General features: G+C 53.9%; 14 protein-coding genes. 13 read left to right on the top strand and 1 reads right to left on the bottom strand.

Annotated features, from left to right (window positions below):
* Positions 1-141 precede the first annotated feature (141 nt).
* Both carB and greA read left to right on the top strand, forming a co-directional pair.
* A complete protein-coding gene (gene carB, locus C8R31_RS08945; RefSeq protein ID WP_258192646.1) occupies positions 142-3,417 on the top strand; it encodes a carbamoyl-phosphate synthase large subunit in 3,276 nt (1,091 codons plus the stop codon).
* Between the two features lie 64 nt (positions 3,418-3,481).
* Positions 3,482-3,958 carry a transcription elongation factor GreA gene (greA, locus tag C8R31_RS08950; RefSeq protein ID WP_107693730.1) on the top strand — a complete coding sequence of 159 codons (477 nt, stop codon included), beginning with the start codon at positions 3,482-3,484 and terminating at the stop codon, positions 3,956-3,958.
* Between the two features lie 30 nt (positions 3,959-3,988).
* Here greA and yhbY read toward each other — a convergent pair whose 3' ends face one another.
* The gene (gene yhbY / locus C8R31_RS08955; protein ID WP_107693731.1) at positions 3,989-4,357 is read right to left on the bottom strand and encodes a ribosome assembly RNA-binding protein YhbY; all 369 of its coding nucleotides are present in this window, start codon (positions 4,355-4,357) and stop codon (positions 3,989-3,991) included.
* Between the two features lie 29 nt (positions 4,358-4,386).
* On the opposite strand from yhbY, the gene C8R31_RS08960 reads away from it, so the two are divergent.
* The 11 genes from C8R31_RS08960 (at position 4,387) to pheT (ending at position 18,038) form a co-directional block, all read left to right on the top strand.
* Positions 4,387-5,028 (top strand): RlmE family RNA methyltransferase, encoded by a 642-nt coding sequence (locus C8R31_RS08960; protein ID WP_107693732.1) that lies wholly within the window; start codon positions 4,387-4,389, stop codon positions 5,026-5,028.
* 111 nt (positions 5,029-5,139) lie between these two features.
* Entirely contained in the window at positions 5,140-7,035 is a 1,896-nt protein-coding gene (gene ftsH, locus C8R31_RS08965; RefSeq protein ID WP_107693733.1) for an ATP-dependent zinc metalloprotease FtsH, read from the top strand.
* Positions 7,036-7,130: 95 nt separating this feature from the next.
* Positions 7,131-7,949: a dihydropteroate synthase gene (folP, locus tag C8R31_RS08970; RefSeq protein WP_107693734.1), complete on the top strand. Its 819-nt coding sequence runs from the start codon at positions 7,131-7,133 to the stop codon at positions 7,947-7,949.
* A 258-nt stretch (positions 7,950-8,207) separates the two neighbouring features.
* Positions 8,208-9,587, top strand: coding sequence for a phosphoglucosamine mutase (gene glmM, locus C8R31_RS08975; protein WP_107693885.1), 1,380 nt, complete (start codon positions 8,208-8,210; stop codon positions 9,585-9,587).
* Between the two features lie 219 nt (positions 9,588-9,806).
* Complete coding sequence (locus C8R31_RS08980) at positions 9,807-10,808, top strand: PstS family phosphate ABC transporter substrate-binding protein (RefSeq protein ID WP_107693735.1); 1,002 nt, start codon at positions 9,807-9,809, stop codon at positions 10,806-10,808.
* A 394-nt stretch (positions 10,809-11,202) separates the two neighbouring features.
* The gene (thrS, locus tag C8R31_RS08985; protein ID WP_107693886.1) at positions 11,203-13,119 is read left to right on the top strand and encodes a threonine--tRNA ligase; all 1,917 of its coding nucleotides are present in this window, start codon (positions 11,203-11,205) and stop codon (positions 13,117-13,119) included.
* 25 nt (positions 13,120-13,144) lie between these two features.
* On the top strand, positions 13,145-13,750 hold the full coding sequence (gene infC / locus C8R31_RS08990; protein ID WP_107693736.1) for a translation initiation factor IF-3: 606 nt from the start codon (positions 13,145-13,147) through the stop codon (positions 13,748-13,750).
* 149 nt (positions 13,751-13,899) lie between these two features.
* Positions 13,900-14,097, top strand: a complete 198-nt coding sequence (gene rpmI, locus C8R31_RS08995) for a 50S ribosomal protein L35 (protein ID WP_090880347.1) — start codon at positions 13,900-13,902, stop codon at positions 14,095-14,097.
* Between the two features lie 12 nt (positions 14,098-14,109).
* Positions 14,110-14,469, top strand: a complete 360-nt coding sequence (rplT, locus tag C8R31_RS09000; protein WP_107693737.1) for a 50S ribosomal protein L20 — start codon at positions 14,110-14,112, stop codon at positions 14,467-14,469.
* 98 nt (positions 14,470-14,567) lie between these two features.
* The gene (gene pheS, locus C8R31_RS09005; protein ID WP_107693738.1) at positions 14,568-15,590 is read left to right on the top strand and encodes a phenylalanine--tRNA ligase subunit alpha; all 1,023 of its coding nucleotides are present in this window, start codon (positions 14,568-14,570) and stop codon (positions 15,588-15,590) included.
* A gap of 66 nt (positions 15,591-15,656) precedes the next feature.
* Positions 15,657-18,038 carry a phenylalanine--tRNA ligase subunit beta gene (gene pheT, locus C8R31_RS09010; RefSeq protein WP_107693739.1) on the top strand — a complete coding sequence of 794 codons (2,382 nt, stop codon included), beginning with the start codon at positions 15,657-15,659 and terminating at the stop codon, positions 18,036-18,038.
* Positions 18,039-18,060 lie beyond the last annotated feature (22 nt).

Genomic DNA, 18,060 nt, shown 5'->3' on the forward strand with positions numbered 1-18,060 from the left:
ATGGCCGGGCGTTGGCTGAACCTGTATTGCCACTGCTTTTAATTCCTTACAGCCTCTAACGTGCAAACAAGCAAGCGGACTTACTTTCGCTGGTGTCTCAAGATGTCACCGCGTTTTTACGCCTAATAACTCCCTGCAGCTATGCCTAAACGTAACGATATCAAATCCATTCTCATCATTGGCGCTGGCCCTATCGTCATCGGCCAGGCGTGCGAGTTTGACTATTCCGGCGCGCAGGCATGTAAGGCATTGCGGGAAGAAGGTTATCGAATCGTCCTGGTTAATTCGAATCCTGCCACCATCATGACCGATCCCGAAATGGCCGATGTCACCTATATCGAACCCATTATCTGGCCCATGCTGGAGAAAATCATAGCCATTGAGCGTCCCGATGCGTTGCTGCCGACGATGGGCGGCCAGACAGCGTTGAACTGCGCTCTTGACCTGGCAAAGAATGGCGTGCTTAACAAATACAATGTCGAGTTGATCGGCGCTTCGCGTGAGGCAATCGACAAGGCTGAGGATCGCGAGAAGTTCAAGCAGGCCATGACGCGTATCGGACTGGGTTCTGCCCGTTCTGCCATCGCCCATAGCCTGGAAGAGGCGCTGCAGGTACAGGCGATGGTTGGCTATCCCGCTATCATTCGTCCTTCATTCACCATGGGCGGGAGCGGAGGCGGTATCGCGTATAACCGGGAGGAATTTCTGGAAATATGCGAGCGCGGACTGGAAGTCTCGCCTACCAGGGAGTTGCTGATCGAGGAATCCGTCATTGGCTGGAAGGAATTCGAGACGGAGGTAATACGCGACAAGAAAGACAATTGCATTATCGTCTGTGTTATCGAGAATCTCGACCCCATGGGAGTCCATACGGGCGATTCCATCACCGTCGCGCCGGCGCAAACGCTGACGGACAAGGAATATCAGATCATGCGCGATGCGTCAATCGCGGTATTGCGCGAAATCGGGGTGGAAACGGGCGGTTCAAATGTGCAGTTCGCCATCAATCCCCACGACGGACGAATGCTTGTAATAGAAATGAATCCACGTGTATCCCGCTCCTCGGCGCTGGCGTCGAAAGCGACCGGGTTTCCCATCGCCAAGGTCGCGGCAAAGCTCGCAGTAGGCTTTACGCTGGATGAACTCAAAAACGACATCACTGGCGGGGCGATGCCGGCATCCTTTGAACCAACCATAGATTATGTCGTAACGAAAGTTCCACGTTTCGCTTTTGAGAAGTTCCCACAGGCAAATGATCGCCTTACCACTCAGATGAAATCGGTGGGTGAGGTGATGGCCATCGGACGCACCTTCCAGGAATCCCTGCAAAAAGCGCTCCGCGGACTGGAAATCGGTGTCGACGGGTTGGACGAAAAAACTTGCGATATTGATACCATAGCCGCCGAGTTGAGTGATCCCGGCCCAGATCGGATTTGGTATGTTGCGGACGCGTTTCGTTGCGGGATGATGCTCGACGAGATACATCAGCATACCCGCATCGATCGGTGGTTTCTTGCCCAGATTGGAGATCTGGTCAGGCAGGAGCAGTCTCTCGCCGGAAAGGTGCTGAACGGGCTTGACGCGCCCGAGCTACGCAGGCTCAAGCGCAGCGGCTTCTCTGACCGGCGTCTGGCCAAGCTGATGACCACAACGCAGGCGGCCGTTCGCGCCCGACGCCATCAATTCAACCTGCGGCCAGTATATAAGCGGGTGGATACTTGCGCGGCGGAGTTTGCAACTCGCACAGCGTATATGTACTCCACCTACGAGGAGGAGTGCGAAGCGCTACCGAGTGAAAGAAAAAAAATAATGGTGCTGGGCGGCGGACCCAATCGCATCGGCCAAGGTATAGAGTTCGACTACTGTTGTGTCCATGCAGCACTGGCATTACGCGAGGATGGCTTCGAAACCATCATGGTCAATTGCAACCCGGAAACTGTTTCAACCGATTACGACACCTCCGACCGGCTTTATTTCGAGCCGCTGACGCTGGAGGACGTGCTCGAAATCGTTGAAGTAGAGAAGCCCTTAGGCGTGATTGTGCAATACGGGGGCCAGACGCCGCTGAAACTCGCCCGTGATCTGGAGGCAGCTGGGGTGCCGATCATTGGCACCAGCCCGGACATGATCGACTGCGCCGAGGATCGGGAGCGCTTTCAGAAAATGCTGCACCGGTTGGGATTGAAGCAACCCCCAAACCGTACCGTGCGCGATGCAAGTGCAGCCCTGGCGGCAGCCGATGAAATCGGGTATCCGTTGGTGGTACGCCCCAGCTACGTATTGGGGGGTAGAGCAATGGAGATTATCCACGAGCAGCTAAATCTGGAACGTTATATGCGCGAGGCGGTCAAGGTTTCGCATGACTCCCCGGTTCTGCTCGATCACTTTCTGAATGACGCCGTTGAAGTGGATGTGGATGCGGTCTCCGACGGCGAGATGGTGCTGATAGGCGGCATCATGGAACACATTGAGCAGGCGGGCGTACATTCTGGCGATTCCGCGTGCTCGCTGCCGCCATTCAGCTTGTCGTCGCATATGCAGGATGAGTTGCGGCGCCAGACTTCAGCAATGGCGCGCGCGCTTAAGGTTGTCGGATTGATGAATGTGCAGTTCGCTATCCAGGGCGATACTGTATACGTGCTGGAGGTAAATCCGCGCGCGTCGCGGACCGTGCCTTTCGTGTCCAAAGCGACGGGGTTGCAACTGGCGAAAGTAGCCGCCCGCTGTATGACAGGCATGACGCTTGCCCAGCAAGGTATTGTCAAAGAAGTTGTTCCTTTCTATTATTCGGTCAAGGAAGCCGTCTTTCCTTTCACCAAGTTTCCCGGGGTGGACACTATTCTTGGGCCGGAAATGAAATCCACCGGCGAAGTGATGGGTGTGGGGCAGACTTTTGCAGAAGCATTCGTCAAGTCGCAACTTGCCGCTGGCGTAAAGCTGCCCCTCGCAGGCAAAGTCTTTATAAGCGTACGCCACGCTGACAAACCACGGGCGGTGGAGATCGCTCGCCAACTTGCGCAACTGGGATTTACTCTCTATGCTACGCGCGGGACCGCCGCGGTGCTGAACGCGGCGGGGCTTACCGTTACACCGGTAAACAAGATGGCCGAAGGTCGTCCACATATAGTAGACATGATCAAAAATGGCGAGATGGATTTGATCATAAATACGGTCGAAGATAAACGGAGCGCGATTCACGATTCGTATTCGATACGTCATGCAGTATTGCAGGCAAGGGCAACGTATTACACCACGCTCGCGGGCGCGCGAGCTGCTTGTATCGGTATGGCGAATATGCGCGAGCTGGAAGCCTACAGCTTGCAGAAACTTCATTCATGGCTGAGGGTAAAGTCGCTGGGGGAAGGTTGTAGCGTTGGCGACGGCGATCCTGTTTTGGTTAGCAGAGACGCGTCATAAGCCTTCGAACTGATAGAACGCATCGACTAGAAAACGAACCGTAAAAGGACAACGCTAAAGGACTATGGGCTCAATTCCATTAACAGTAATCGGCGCGGGAAAACTGCGCGCTGAGTTGCACGAACTGAAAACCGTGCAGCGTCCGGCTGTAATCGCAGCAATCGCCGAGGCCCGTGCCCACGGTGATCTATCGGAAAATGCCGAATATGACGCGGCCAAGGAGCGTCAGGGTTTTATAGAGGGGCGTATCGCGGAGTTGGAGAGCAAGCTTTCCAACGCCCAGATTATTGATCCGGCATTACTGGACGCTGGCGGTGCCTGTGTTTTCGGGGCGACCATCGATCTCGAAGACCTCGCCAGCGCGACGACCGTCACGTACCAGATTGTTGGCGATGACGAAGCGGACATCAAGGAGGGAAAGATTTCGATCAGTTCGCCCATGTCTCGCGCACTGATTGGCAAATATCCCGGCGATGTGGCGGAGGTTCTGGCGCCAGGCGGAGTGCGCGAGTATGAGATACTGGATGTGAAATATGTTTAGTTCCGCAACCGGGATCCCAAGCCGGTGTGATCACTGGCGTTTGCTGTGCGCGAGCCGACGGCGCTTGGTGTCGCCCGATTTTCGCTCTTCGCGAACAGGGCTGAGGTCAGCCGCTATTGTTTTTTCTGGTTGGGGACGGTAGATTACCAGAATCTTTCCGATGTGTTGTACTGGCGCCGCCCCAAGGCGATCGCAGATTTCATTCAGCCAGGCGGTTCTCGTTTGACGTTCATCGTTCGATACTTTTACTTTGATCAGTTCGTGACTTCTCAATCCCTGATCAAGTTCATGAATTACGTTTTCCGATAAACCTGCCGCGCCTATCCAGACAACCGGCTTCAGGGCGTGAGCGCGGGCCTTCAGGTCAGGTCGGCGGGCAAGCGCAAGTTCTTCTGACATAAAATTTCCCAAAAACCCCATTTTACGTGATGAAGCGCTCTAAAACCAGTAAAGCCTGGATGAGAGAGCACGTGACCGATTTTTTTGTCAAGCAGGCGAAAAAGGAGGGCTATCGTTCACGTGCCGCCTATAAGCTGATCGAGATTGCGGAGCGGGATCGCTTGCTCGAGCCAGGCATGACTGTTGTGGACCTTGGGGCCGCCCCCGGGGGGTGGTCGCAAGTTGCTACGGAAAAGCTGGGGCAACGCGGCAGAGTGATTGCGGTGGATCTAACGGAAATGACCCCGCTGAACGGGGTGACCTTTATCCAAGGCGATTTCACCGAAGCATCCGTTTTGGCACAATTGGAAGAAAGTCTGGGAAAATGTCCTGTTGACCTTGTAATTTCTGATATGTCCCCTAATATAAGCGGCATAGGAATGGTTGACCAGGCTCGAGGCATCTATTTAGCCGAGCTGGCCTTGCAATTCAGCATCACGCGATTGAACTCTGGCGGCAATTTTCTCGTCAAAGTGTTTCAGGGATCTGGTTTTGAGGAGTTTTTACGCAACATGCGCGCGGCGTTCGATCGGGTGGTAGTACGAAAACCGGAAGCATCGCGCGACCGCAGTTCGGAACTCTATTTACTAGGAGTGGGAAAGCGGGATGGAATCTCACCGAAAACAAAATGACCGAGTTGGAAAACACAAAGGGGGCAGCGGGCATATCGCTATTATAAATCTTCAAATGGGTTTAGAATTGAAGCATTCAAGGATTTTGACGGCGCAAGCCAAGGAGCTAACTTGAACAATCTCATTAAAAACATGGCCATCTGGCTGGTGATTGCCCTCGTATTGATGACTGTGTTCAACCAGTTCAGTACACGGCAGTCAGCACAGGCGCCGATGGAATATTCACAGTTCATCGACGAAGTGAAGCAGGGCAGGATTGCCAAAGTTACCATCGAGGGCCGCACCTTGAAGGGAACCAAGTCGGATGGCAGGCGCTTCGTTACATATACGCCTTCCGACCCTTGGATGGTGAGCGATCTCCTCAAGGCAGGCGTCATTATTGATGCCAAGCCGGAGGAAGAGCCGTCATTGCTGATGAATATCTTCGTCTCCTGGTTTCCGATGCTGCTGCTGATCGGGGTCTGGATTTTCTTCATGCGCCAAATGCAGGGAGGAGGACGGAGCGGTGGCGCTTTCTCCTTTGGAAAAAGTAAGGCGCGCATGCTTGACGAATCCACCAATCAAGTTACCTTTGCTGATGTGGCGGGTTGCGAGGAAGCCAAAGAGGAGGTTTCCGAGTTGGTCGAATTCCTCCGTGATCCCAGTAAATTCCAGAAATTGGGTGGCCGCATCCCCCGTGGAGTATTAATGGTGGGAAATCCCGGTACCGGGAAGACGCTTCTCGCACGTGCTATCGCAGGCGAAGCCAAAGTTCCGTTCTTCAGTATCTCCGGTTCTGATTTTGTGGAAATGTTCGTCGGCGTCGGCGCCGCGCGCGTGCGTGACATGTTTGAGCAAGCCAAAAAACACGCCCCTTGCATAATTTTTATCGACGAGATTGACGCTGTTGGTCGTCAACGCGGCGCAGGTCTAGGTGGCGGCAACGATGAACGCGAACAGACGCTGAATCAGTTGCTGGTTGAAATGGACGGTTTCGAAGGAACCGCTGGGGTGATTGTAATAGCGGCCACGAACCGGCCAGACGTGCTTGATCCCGCGTTGCTGCGCCCCGGTCGTTTCGACCGTCAGGTGACCGTCCCGCTACCTGATATCCGGGGCCGTGAGCAGATTCTGCATGTCCATATGCGCAAGGTGCCGATCGCGCCCGATGTCCATGCCGAAATCCTTGCCAGGGGAACACCGGGCATGTCAGGTGCGGATCTTGCCAACCTCGTGAATGAGGCGGCGTTGTTCGCGGCGCGCAGCAATAAACGCCTCGTCGACATGGAAGACTTCGAACGTGCCAAGGACAAGATTTTCATGGGTGCGGAGCGTAAGTCGGTCCTGATGCCCGAACGCGAGCGACGCAACACCGCTTACCATGAATCCGGGCACGCGGTTGTGGCCCAACTGTTGCCTAAGACCGACCCGGTGCATAAGGTCTCGATCATTCCGCGCGGTCGCGCGCTTGGGGTGACGATGCAATTGCCAACTGAAGACCGCTTTAGCATGGATCGCGAGGAAATTTTGCAAAATATCGCCGTTCTTTTCGGAGGTCGAATCGCCGAGGAAATATTTATGGGGCAGATGACCACTGGCGCATCGAACGACTTCGAGCGCGCCACGGAAATGGCAAGACGGATGGTCACGCAGTGGGGTATGTCCGACTCGCTGGGCCCAATGGTATATGGTGAAAACGAGGGCGAAGTGTTTTTGGGTCGCTCAGTGACGACACACAAGAATGTAAGCGAAGCCACCATGCAAAAGGTGGATGTCGAAATTCGCCGTATCATTGATGGGCAATATAGTCTGGCACGCAGGTTGATCGAGGAAAATCGGGATAAGATCGAAGTCATGACAAAAGCCCTGCTGGAATGGGAGACCATAGACTCCGAGCAGATCGGTGACATTATGGAAGGCCGTGCGCCACGGCCACCGAAGCCTTCCAAAACAACATCGACCCCTCCCAAGGATAATACGCCGCCAGCGGCGCCAGCCGCTGCCCCCACGCCAGCACAGGAAGCCTGACCATCCGGTGTTGCGACTTGGTGATAAAGATAAAAAAGGCGGGGGTTTCCCCCGCCTTTTTTAATTAGCGAGCTCAATCCCGGGTATAAATTCACATGTTGCCAGCGCAGCAATTCGTTAGCGTCCCCCGCCGCCCGCTCGTGATGGGCATTGTCAATGTCACGCCCGATTCGTTTTCCGATGGCGGTTTGTTTAGTTCGTTCGAGCATGCGCTTCAGCACGCCACGCAACTTGTTGAAGACGGGGCGGATTGGCTTGATGTGGGCGGTGAATCAACCCGTCCGGGTAGCATGCCCGTGAGCGTGGAGGAGGAAATGCGCCGCGTTATTCCGGTAGTGGAGGCCCTCGTCGGTATGAAGCATCCTGTCTCCGTCGATACATCCAAGCCCGAAGTGATGCGAGCCGCGATAAGCGCGGGTGCGACCATGATCAACGATGTCAACGCGCTTCGGGCGCCAGGTGCGCTTGAGGCCGTAGCAGCCGGGGGTGTGGGGGCATGTCTCATGCACATGCAAGGCGAGCCGTGCAGTATGCAGATCAATCCCCAGTATCATGACGTCGTGATTGAGGTAAGGGATTTTTTATTGCAACGCCTTCACGCCGCTCTGGAGGCTGGCGTTCCGCATGAACGGTTGATAATAGATCCAGGTTTTGGTTTCGGCAAAACACAGACCCAGAACATCCAGATGCTGCGCCATCTCGATCGCTTCTGCGATCTGGGCGTCCCAGTGATGGCTGGATTGTCACGTAAATCCATGCTGGGAAAGATGACGGGCACCGGGGTAGATGACCGGCTTCATGCAAGTGTTGCGGCAGCGTTGCTCGCCGTGAGTAAAGGGGCGGGGATTGTGAGAGTGCATGATGTTAAAGCCACCACGGACGCGTTGGCAGTTTATAATACCGTGAACGGCTAGTGCGTTACTGCCGTTAAGGGGTGTTTTTTGAAACGGAAGTTTTTTCCGAAATGCATCTTCGATCGGTGAAGTAACGTTATGGAACTTCCAGTTCTACTTGCGGCGCTCGGCGGTTTAAAGCAGCCGAATCGGATTTACCAATTTAATTGCGGGGATGTAAGAATACTTACGTCCCATGGATCAATTAGGATGCCGAGCAGTCGCAAAGTCATTGAAACTCTTCATAACTTCTGACTTCTTTTCCGGGTTTTCTTGAAAGTGACAAAAAAGTATTTCGGCACCGACGGTATACGCGGGCGTGTAGGCGAAGCGCCTATAACCCCTGAATTTGTGATGCATCTCGGCTATTCAGCCGGCAACGTACTTGCGGCGGCCGATTGGCATCTATCCAAGGGGGAGCGCCCGGCAGTACTGATCGGGAAGGACACACGCATATCGGGCTATATGCTTGAGTCAGCGCTCCAGGCGGGGCTCTCCGCGGCCGGAGTGGACGTGCTGTTATCGGGGCCGACTCCAACCCCGGCGGTGGCGTATCTGACCCGTGCATTGCGACTACAGGCGGGAATTGTTATTTCCGCGTCTCATAACCCATTTGAAGACAACGGCATCAAATTTTTCTCCGCATCAGGCACCAAGCTACCCGATTCTGTCGAGCATGAGATCGAGGCGGGGCTAAATGCGCCTATCCGATGCATGCCGTCAGCGCAACTGGGTAAAGCACGACGCGTCGTTGACGCTCGAGGGCGATACATCGAATTTTGCAAAAGCACCTTCCCGAATCACCTCGATCTTCGCGGCTGGAGGATAGTGGTTGATTCCGCTCATGGCGCTACGTATCAAATCGTAGGGCCAGTCCTGCATGAGCTGGGTGCGGACGTTGTTGCGATTGGGGCTCAGCCTGACGGCCTTAACATCAATCACGAATGCGGGGCAACGCACGGCGCTTCCTTACAGGAAGCGGTCATGCACCACCAGGCCGACATCGGTATTGCGCTCGATGGCGATGGTGACCGAGTGGTCATGGCTGATAAAAAAGGGGTTCTATACGACGGCGACCGGCTGATCTACATCATAGCCAGACATCGCCAGCAAAAGGGGAGTCTCAAGGGCGGGGTGGTAGGTACGCTCATGACGAACCTGGCGGTTGAAAAGGGTCTTGAAAAACGAAATATTCCGTTTGCTCGCGCGAACGTTGGCGATCGGTATGTATTAGAGTTGTTGCAAAAAAAAGAGTGGCAACTGGGCGGCGAAGGCTCAGGCCATATCATTTGCATCGACAAGCACACGACCGGTGATGGCATCATTTCTGCGTTGCAGGTTTTGTATGCCATGCGCGACTCCGGCAAGAGCCTGGCCGAACTTACCCGTAGCGTGACCCTTTATCCGCAACAGCTCATCAATGTCAAGGTTCCGAAAGGGTTCGATTCGCGGGTTAACGCCATGATCAAAGCGGTACAGGCCGAAGCTGAAGGTGACCTTGCTGGGAATGGGCGCGTCCTTCTCCGTGCGTCGGGGACCGAGCCTCTTGTGAGGGTGATGGTGGAAGGCGAGTCTGGGCAAAAAGTGAAATTCTGGGCGGAGAAAATCGCCGACGTGGTCAGCCATGCGGCAGTAAGTGACGAGTCGCGCGCCCTGTAATCAAAAATCAGAAGGTTCTCCCGCATTCGGCCTCCTGGCAACATGCAGACTTCAGCGTATAAGCGGTGGGGAATTGTCCGGGGGATCATATCCGTCACAGCAAGCATGACGGCAACAGGCTTAGGCCCTGTTCTGGGTGATATCACAAAACGGTAATACTAGTGAGGTAGCATAGCAGCCCGCGAAAGACAATATCTGATCAATCAAACGGGGATTTAAATGTTGAAATTGCCGAACAATAAGAAGGCTGGAGTATCCGCCGTATTCCTGACGTTGATGAGCTTCATCAGCTTGGCGAGTGCGGAGATTGTAAAAATTGATGGCTCCAGCACGGTTTTTCCGATCACCGAAGCGGTGGCGGAAGATTTTCAAAAAGAAAAGAGGGGTGCCGTTAGAGTGACAGTTGGCATTTCAGGCACGGGTGGCGGGTTCAAAAAATTCTGCCGTGGTGAAACCGATATTGTCGACGCCTCCCGGCCTATTCTTAAAAATGAAATGGATGCCTGTAAAGCAGCCGGGGTCCAATATGTTGAGATGCCTGTGGCATTTGATGCGCTCACAGTGGTGGTAAATCCGAAAAATGATTGGGCCAAAACGATTACTGTCGCAGAGTTAAAGAAAATATGGGAGCCGGCTGCGCAGGGAAAAATAACCAAATGGAGCCAGGTGAACCCGGCATGGCCCGACGAGCCACTCAAGCTGTACGGGGCAGGGGCGGACTCCGGCACTTTTGATTACTTTACTGAGGCGATCGTCGGTAAGGCAAAATCAAGTCGAGGAGACTTTACCGCATCCGAGGACGACAACGTATTGGTACAAGGGGTCGCCAGCGACAAGAGCGCTCTGGGTTTTTTTGGTTACGCTTACTACGTGGAAAATCAGAAAAAAGTTAAAGCGATAGCCGTCGATGGCGGAAACGGGCCCGTTCTGCCGTCGGCGAAAACGGTGGAGGATGGAACCTATCAGCCCTTGTCACGCCCTATTTTTATTTACGTGAACATCAAGTCGGCCGATAAACCTGAAGTTCGGCAGTTTGTTGAGTTTTACATGAAAAATGCCTCGAAGCTGGTAAAAGAAGTAAAATTCTTCCCACTACCGGATCAAGCCTACACGACTAACCTGGAGCATCTTAATAAAAAGAAGCTGGGAACGGTGTTCGGCGGCAAGTCCGAAGTAGGCCTCAGAATCGAGGAATTGCTCAGGCGCGAGGCCGGCTTATAATCGGACGTGCAGCGCCAGTAAAAAGATGCCCCGCCGCCTTGTTCAGGGCGGTGGCATGTGCAGGGTGTGCGGTCAAGTTACTCTTGGACCAAGCTTCGCACGCTTTCCCTCCCCCCTTTCCTTCCCCCCTTCCTTCAGCGCCGCGTTCATACCGGGTAATCACCCGACAGCTGTGTTCGCGATCCATCGCCGCCTTCAAGAAAGGCTTCTAAAGGTTGCCGAAAGATCCCTGAAGGTGCCTTCTGGCAGATTACTTGATTGACTGTTATAGTTTGGGTCGGCGTAGAGGTCGGGACCGGGTTCCGGTGGGCTCCGGGTGGCGATAAAGACGGCGACTCTGTAAAATTAGAAAAATTGCCGAGGCTTGATTTATTTTAAGTATGAGGAAGAAGCTGTGACTGTCATTCGTTTGCCGGATGGTTCGGAGCGCAAGTATGAGCACCCAGTAACGGTGGGCGAAATTGCTGCGTCTATTGGCGCCGGATTGGCCCGTGCCGCGCTGGCGGGAAAAGTTAACGGTAAGCTGGTGGACGTCTCAAGCCCCGTCGAAACCGACAGCGACATTAGTATCATTACCGAAAAAGATGTGGAAGGGCTGGAAATAATCCGACATTCCACTGCGCATCTGCTTGCACATGCGGTGAAAGAGCTGTTTCCGGAAGCGCAGGTCACGATTGGCCCTGTAATTGAAGATGGCTTTTACTACGATTTTTCGTATACGCGGCCGTTTACGCCAGAAGACTTGGCTGCAATCGAGAAACGCATGGGGGAGATCAGCTCACGCAATCTCAAAGTGGAACGCAAGGTTTGCGATCGGTCCGACGCCATCAATTTTTTTAAAAATCAGGGTGAGCACTATAAGGCCCAGATCATTGAGGCTATACCCGGTGAGGAGGATGTTTCTCTTTATTCTCAGGGCAATTTCACGGATTTATGTCGGGGACCGCATGTCCCTACCACCTCCAGGCTCAAGGTGTTTAAGTTGATGAAGCTGGCGGGCGCCTACTGGCGCGGCGACTCGCACAACGAGATGCTGCAGCGAATTTACGGCACGGCCTGGACGAGAAGAGAAGATCAGGATGCTTACCTGCGTCGACTGGAAGAAGCGGAGAAACGGGATCACCGAAAGCTCGGCAAGCAGTTGGAGCTGTTTCATATGCAGGAAGAGGCGCCGGGCATGGTGTTCTGGCATCCCAAGGGCTGGGTAATCTGGCAGCAGGTTGAACAGTATATGCGTCAGATATTCCGAAATCATGGTTATCTGGAAATTCGTACGCCATCCGTCCTGGACAAAGGCCTTTGGGAACGGTCAGGGCATTGGGAAAATTTTCGCGAAAACATGTTTATCACCCAATCGGAAGAGCGCGAATTTGCGGTTAAGCCGATGAACTGTCCAGGTCACGTGCAAATATTCAAGCATGGGTTGAAGAGCTATCGGGATCTGCCCCTGCGGCTAGCTGAGTTCGGATCGTGTCACCGCAATGAGCCATCCGGTGCTCTGCATGGAATTATGCGAGTGCGAGCGTTCACTCAGGATGACGCTCATATTTTTTGCGCCGAATCACAGGTCCAGGATGAGGCAGTAAAATTTATTGAGTTGTTACAGAAGGTCTACATCGACTTTGGTTTTAATGAGGTTCTGGTGAAGCTTTCAACCCGTCCCAAGAAGCGTGTCGGCTCCGAAGAGCAATGGGACAAGGCTGAGGCTGCGCTGCAGTCAGCACTGGAGCACAAAAACCTTCCCTGGGAGATCCAGCCGGGGGAGGGCGCTTTTTACGGACCAAAAATCGAGTTTTCGCTCAAGGACAGCATTGGCCGCGTGTGGCAATGCGGCACTCTGCAATTGGATTTTTCCATGCCAGAGCGCCTTGGTGCCGAATTTGTGGCAGAAGACAACTCACGGCGAGTTCCCGTCATGCTTCATCGTGCGATTCTCGGGTCGTTGGAACGCTTCATTGGCATTATCATCGAACACTACGCCGGTGCCCTGCCCCTGTGGCTTGCACCCGACCAGGTGGCAGTGCTGAATATCTCTGAGAGCCAGGCCGATTACGCTCGCAAAGTTGCGGAAGAGCTGAGGCATAGCGGAATTCGCGCGTGCGCGGACTTGAGAAATGAGAAGATAACCTATAAAATACGAGAGCATAGTCTACAGAAACTACCCTACCAGCTTATCGTGGGTGACAAGGAAGTGGCCGCGCAAACGGTTGCTGTGCGTACGCGGGCCGGCGCGGACCTTGGTCAGATGACCTTGGAGGCATTGACCGAAAAGCTTAAAACAGAGATTTCCCTGAGAGCTGGTACAAATTGATTATTAACCGAGTTTAGGAGTTACTATAGTTCAAGAAAAAGCAGCCCGCATCAACCATGAGATCAACGCGCCTGAAGTGCGCTTGATTGGTGCAAATGGAGAACAGATAGGCATAGTCTCCTTAGCGGTCGCCAACACCTTGGCAGAAGAAGCGGAGGTGGATCTAGTTGAAATTGCGCCGACAGCTCAACCGCCGGTCTGCCGCCTGATGGACTATGGCAAGTTTCGCTATCAGGAAAGCAAGAAAAAGCATGAGGCGAAGCTAAAACAAAAGCAAATTCAGATCAAGGAAGTCAAGTTCCGTCCCAATACGGACGATGGCGATTACAACATCAAGCTGCGCAACCTGATCATTTTCCTGGAGGAAGGAGATAAGGCCAAAATCACATTGCGTTTCCGCGGGCGTGAGATGGCTCATCAGGAATTCGGCGTGCGATTGCTGGAGCGCTTGCGAGGGGATCTCGAACCCTATGCCGTGGTGGAGCAGTTTCCGAGGATGGAGGGACGCCAGATGGTAATGGTGCTGTCTCCGCGTAAAAAAGAAGTGAAGTTAGCAAAGCCCAAATCAGAGAAGCCAGAGGCGGATACTGATGTGGCACCTGCTAATAACGGGAATCCGGCGCCATCGTAGGGTCCGCGGCTAAAGAATTCTTGATGGCGTAATGTACGTCATTGGCAGGCTCCACGAGTTCGAAGTTTTAAATTCAAAAAACAAGTGATTCCGGGTTTAAAGGTTCCGTTCGGGAAACACCTAGGCGTCATGTTAAACAGGAGTAATAAATGCCAAAGATGAAAACGAAAAGTGGCGCGGCTAAGCGGTTTACCGTGCGCGCAGGCGGAAGCGTTAAGCGTTCGCAAGCATTCAAGCGTCATATTCTTACCAAGAAAACGACAAAGAGCAAGCGTCAATTGCGGGGAACTGTCGGCGTTCATTGCAGCGACGTGGCGTCGGTGCGCGCCATGATGCCCTACGCCTAAGGAGCGATTACTATGCCAAGAGTAAAACGTGGTGTAACCGCTCATGCGCGCCACAAGAAGGTATTGGATCTGGCGAAGGGCTATCGCGGACGCCGCAAAAACGTTTACCGCATAGCCAAGGAAGCGGTGATGAAAGCGGGGCAATATGCCTACCGGGATCGTCGTCAAAAGAAACGCCAGTTTCGTGCTTTGTGGATTGCTCGAATCAATGCCGCCGCACGGGAATGTGGGTTGCCCTATAGCGTATTTATGAACGGCTTGAGAAAAGCGGCGATTGAGGTAGACCGCAAGGTTCTGGCCGATATCGCGATATTTGACAAGCCAGCCTTTGTAAAACTGGTTGAGCAGGCAAAAGCCAGTCTGGCTGTCTAGAACATAATTGCGAGAAAGCTGCGAGGAGGCTGAAGGCAGAGACGCCTGGCCTCCTTTTTTCTTGTGCAGCCCTTCGAACTCTCCGACCCAAGGTTTTTATGATTGATCTGGACGACCTTCTGCAAGAAGCCGTCACGCTGTTCTATAGCATAGACGACCCTGTTGAACTGGAGCAGGCAAAGGCGCGCTATCTCGGCCGGCAAGGCAGACTAACCGAATTGCTTAAGGGCCTGGGGAAGCTGCCACCCGCTGAGCGGCCTGAGATAGGTAACCGCATCAACCAGATAAAAGAACAGCTGGAAGCGGCGCTTCACCAGCGCCGTGATGCGATTCGGGAGAAGAAGCTTGCGGAGCAGTTGGTAGGTGAAGCGCTGGATGTGACTCTGCCGGGCCGTGGCCTGGGGATGGGCGGACTGCATCCGGTCACGCGGACGTTGGAGCGCATCCAATCGCTGTTTCACTCATTTGGGTTTACCATGGCCGCCGGCCCTGAGATTGAATCAGATTTCTATAATTTTACTGCCCTCAATATTCCAGAGAATCACCCCGCGAGGGCAATGCATGACACATTCTACATCGATGTAGGTTGTGGAAATTTGCTGCGCACGCATACCTCGCCGGTTCAAATCCGTTATATGCAAAGCAAACAGCCCCCCCTGAAAGTCATCGCGCCCGGGAGGGTCTATCGACGCGACTCTGATTTGACACATACTCCCATGTTTCATCAGGTGGAAGGACTTTGGGTTGACGAAGATGTGAATTTCTCCGTGCTGAAGGGTGTTCTTGCCGATTTCATGAAACACTTTTTTGAGCGCGAAGATTTGCGAGTGCGCTTCCGCGCGTCTTTCTTTCCTTTTACCGAACCCTCCGCTGAAATGGACATCGGCTGCGTAATGTGCAGCAATGGCTGTCGTGTGTGCGGACATACAGGTTGGCTTGAAGTGCTGGGTTGTGGCATGGTGCACCCAAATGTTTTCAAGCACGTCAATATCGACAGCGAAAAATATATCGGTTTCGCATTCGGTCTGGGGGTGGAGCGACTGGCAATGCTCCGGTACGGCGTAAACGATCTACGATTATTTTTCGAGAATGATTTAAGGTTCCTCAAACAGTTCAACTAAGTTCGCTGCTGGTCGTCCTCCTGGGAGTGACGACATCCCGCTTTTCTCTGCATACCATACTGACTGATGAAATTTTCCGAAAATTGGCTACGTAGTTTCGTTGACCCGCCGCTCTCCACCCGTGGTCTCGCTCATGTGCTGACCATGGCGGGCATCGAAGTGGAAACCATCGATCCGGTTGCCCCCCCCTTCGATAAGGTCGTCGTTGCGGAAGTGCTTTCTGTACGCAAACATCCCGACGCGGATCTTCTTCATGTTTGCGAAGTGAACGCAGGTCCTGCCGTGGCGGGAAAAACGCTGCAAATCGTCTGTGGAGCGGCAAATGTCCGAGTTGGAATAAAAGTGCCGTGCGCGTTGGCGGGGGCGCAGCTACCGGGCATGGCGATCAGGCAGACCCGCATACGAGGGGTCGAATCAGCCGGAATGCTCTGTTCAGCACGGGAGCTTGGCTTGGAAGAAATGGCGCCCGGCCTTATGGTGCTTCCTCCTGACGCGCCGATCGGGCTGGATTTTCGCGATTACTACGAGCTTGAGGATAGCATTCTTACGCTCAAGCTGACGCCCAACCGCGGCGATTGCCTGGGCTTGCTCGGCATCGCCCGTGAAGTGGCGGCGGTTACCTCAGCAAGACTCAAGCCTCTGGAGATCGTGCCGGTCGCGAATCAGACCGACGAGGCCCTGGCAATACACGTGGATGTGCCAGATGCCTGTCCCCTTTATTGCGGAAGAGTAGTGCGTGGTGTCAGCCTGGATGTGCCCACGCCGGGGTGGCTGATCCGTCGCCTGGAACGCAGCGGATTACGTGCAGTCAACGCGGTGGTGGACATTACCAACTACCTGATGCTCGAAACCGGCCAGCCGCTGCATGCGTTTGATCTTGACAGGATTGCAGGCGCGCTGTCCGGTTCCATTCATGTTCGTTATGCCACGTCGGGGGAGGTGCTCAAGCTGCTCAATGGCGAAAATCTTGTGCTGCAGCCAGACATGCTGGTGATCGCGGATGAAGTCAAGCCGTTGGCGCTGGCGGGCATTATGGGTGGAGATGAAAGCGGAGTTGGAGCAGGGACGAAAGATTTATTTCTCGAGAGCGCTTTTTTCAGTCCCGGTGTAATAGCTGGCAAGTCCTTCTCCCTTGGTTTCAGCTCGGATTCGGCGTACCGTTTTGAGCGTGGGGTTGATTTCTCAAAGACCCGAGACGTGCTGGAGCGCGCCACCCGCCTGATACTGGATATTTGCGGCGGCAAAAGCGGGGCGATCACGGAATTAAAAGGTAGGTTGCCGCTGCGCGATCCTATTTCCCTTCGATTGACTCGGGCGCAAAGAGTCTTGGGAATAGATCTCGAAGAAAGAACGATTGCGGGGCTATTGCAGCGTCTGCAATTTAGTTTCGTAGGCGCAGAAGGTGTTTTTAACGTAACGCCTCCTCCTTATCGCTTCGATCTTGGCATAGAGGCGGATCTGATCGAGGAATTGGCGCGGATATACGGTTACGATAGCATCCCGGCCGCCGCGCCCCGCGCCCTGTTAAGCATGCTGCCTGAACCCGAAACCCGAAAAACGCTGCCACAGGTGCGTCAACTCCTCATCGCCAGGGATTATCAGGAGGTTATTAATTATGCATTCGTGGACCCTGCATGGGAGCATGAGCTGGCCGCCAACAAAGAGCCGGTGGCGTTGAAGAACCCATTGTCGAGCCAGATGGCGGTAATGCGCAGCACCCTGTGCGGCAGTCTCATATCGAACCTGGAATTCAATCTGAACCGCAAGCAAGCGAGGGTGCGCCTGTTCGAAATCGGGTGCTGTTTCGAGGCCCAGGGAGACACCATCGTACAACAGGAAAAGCTCGGCGGGCTCTGCTACGGCGACGCGTTGGCAGAACAGTGGGGGGCGCCCGCGCGAGAAGTTGACTTCTACGATGTGAAAGCTGATATTGAGGCGCTATTTTGGCCGAGGGGGCTCCAAGTCGCTGCCGCGTCTCACCCGGCATTGCATCCGGGGAAGTCCGCTGAGATCCGCGTAGATGGTAAAATCGCGGGCCATCTGGGGGAACTCCACCCTCGTTGGTGCCAGAAACTTGGCTTGTCCAAACCTGTGATGCTGTTTGAGCTGGAGATGGCTATATTGATGGAACGAGCCTTGCCGCAGGCTTCAGAGATTTCCAAGTACCCGCCCATTCGCCGCGATATTGCCGTGGTGGTGCCGGAGAACGTCGGGGTCCAGACGATTCTGGATCGGGTCCGTGCCGACAAATTGCCTTTGATTTCTGAAATTCATCTATTTGATGTCTATCGTGGCAAGGGCATGGAAGCCGGCAAAAAAAGTCTTGCATTCCGCATGTTATTGCAAGATACTGAAAAAACATTAACTGATGCGGAAGCAGATCGGACCGTTTCAAGGCTGTTAAGCGTTCTCGAAGGCGAGTTTGGCGCAGTGTTACGCAACCATTGAAAATGCAGGTGTGAAAGCAATG

The sequence above is a fragment of the Nitrosospira sp. Nsp2 genome, assembly GCF_003050965.1.
Lineage (GTDB): Bacteria > Pseudomonadota > Gammaproteobacteria > Burkholderiales > Nitrosomonadaceae > Nitrosospira.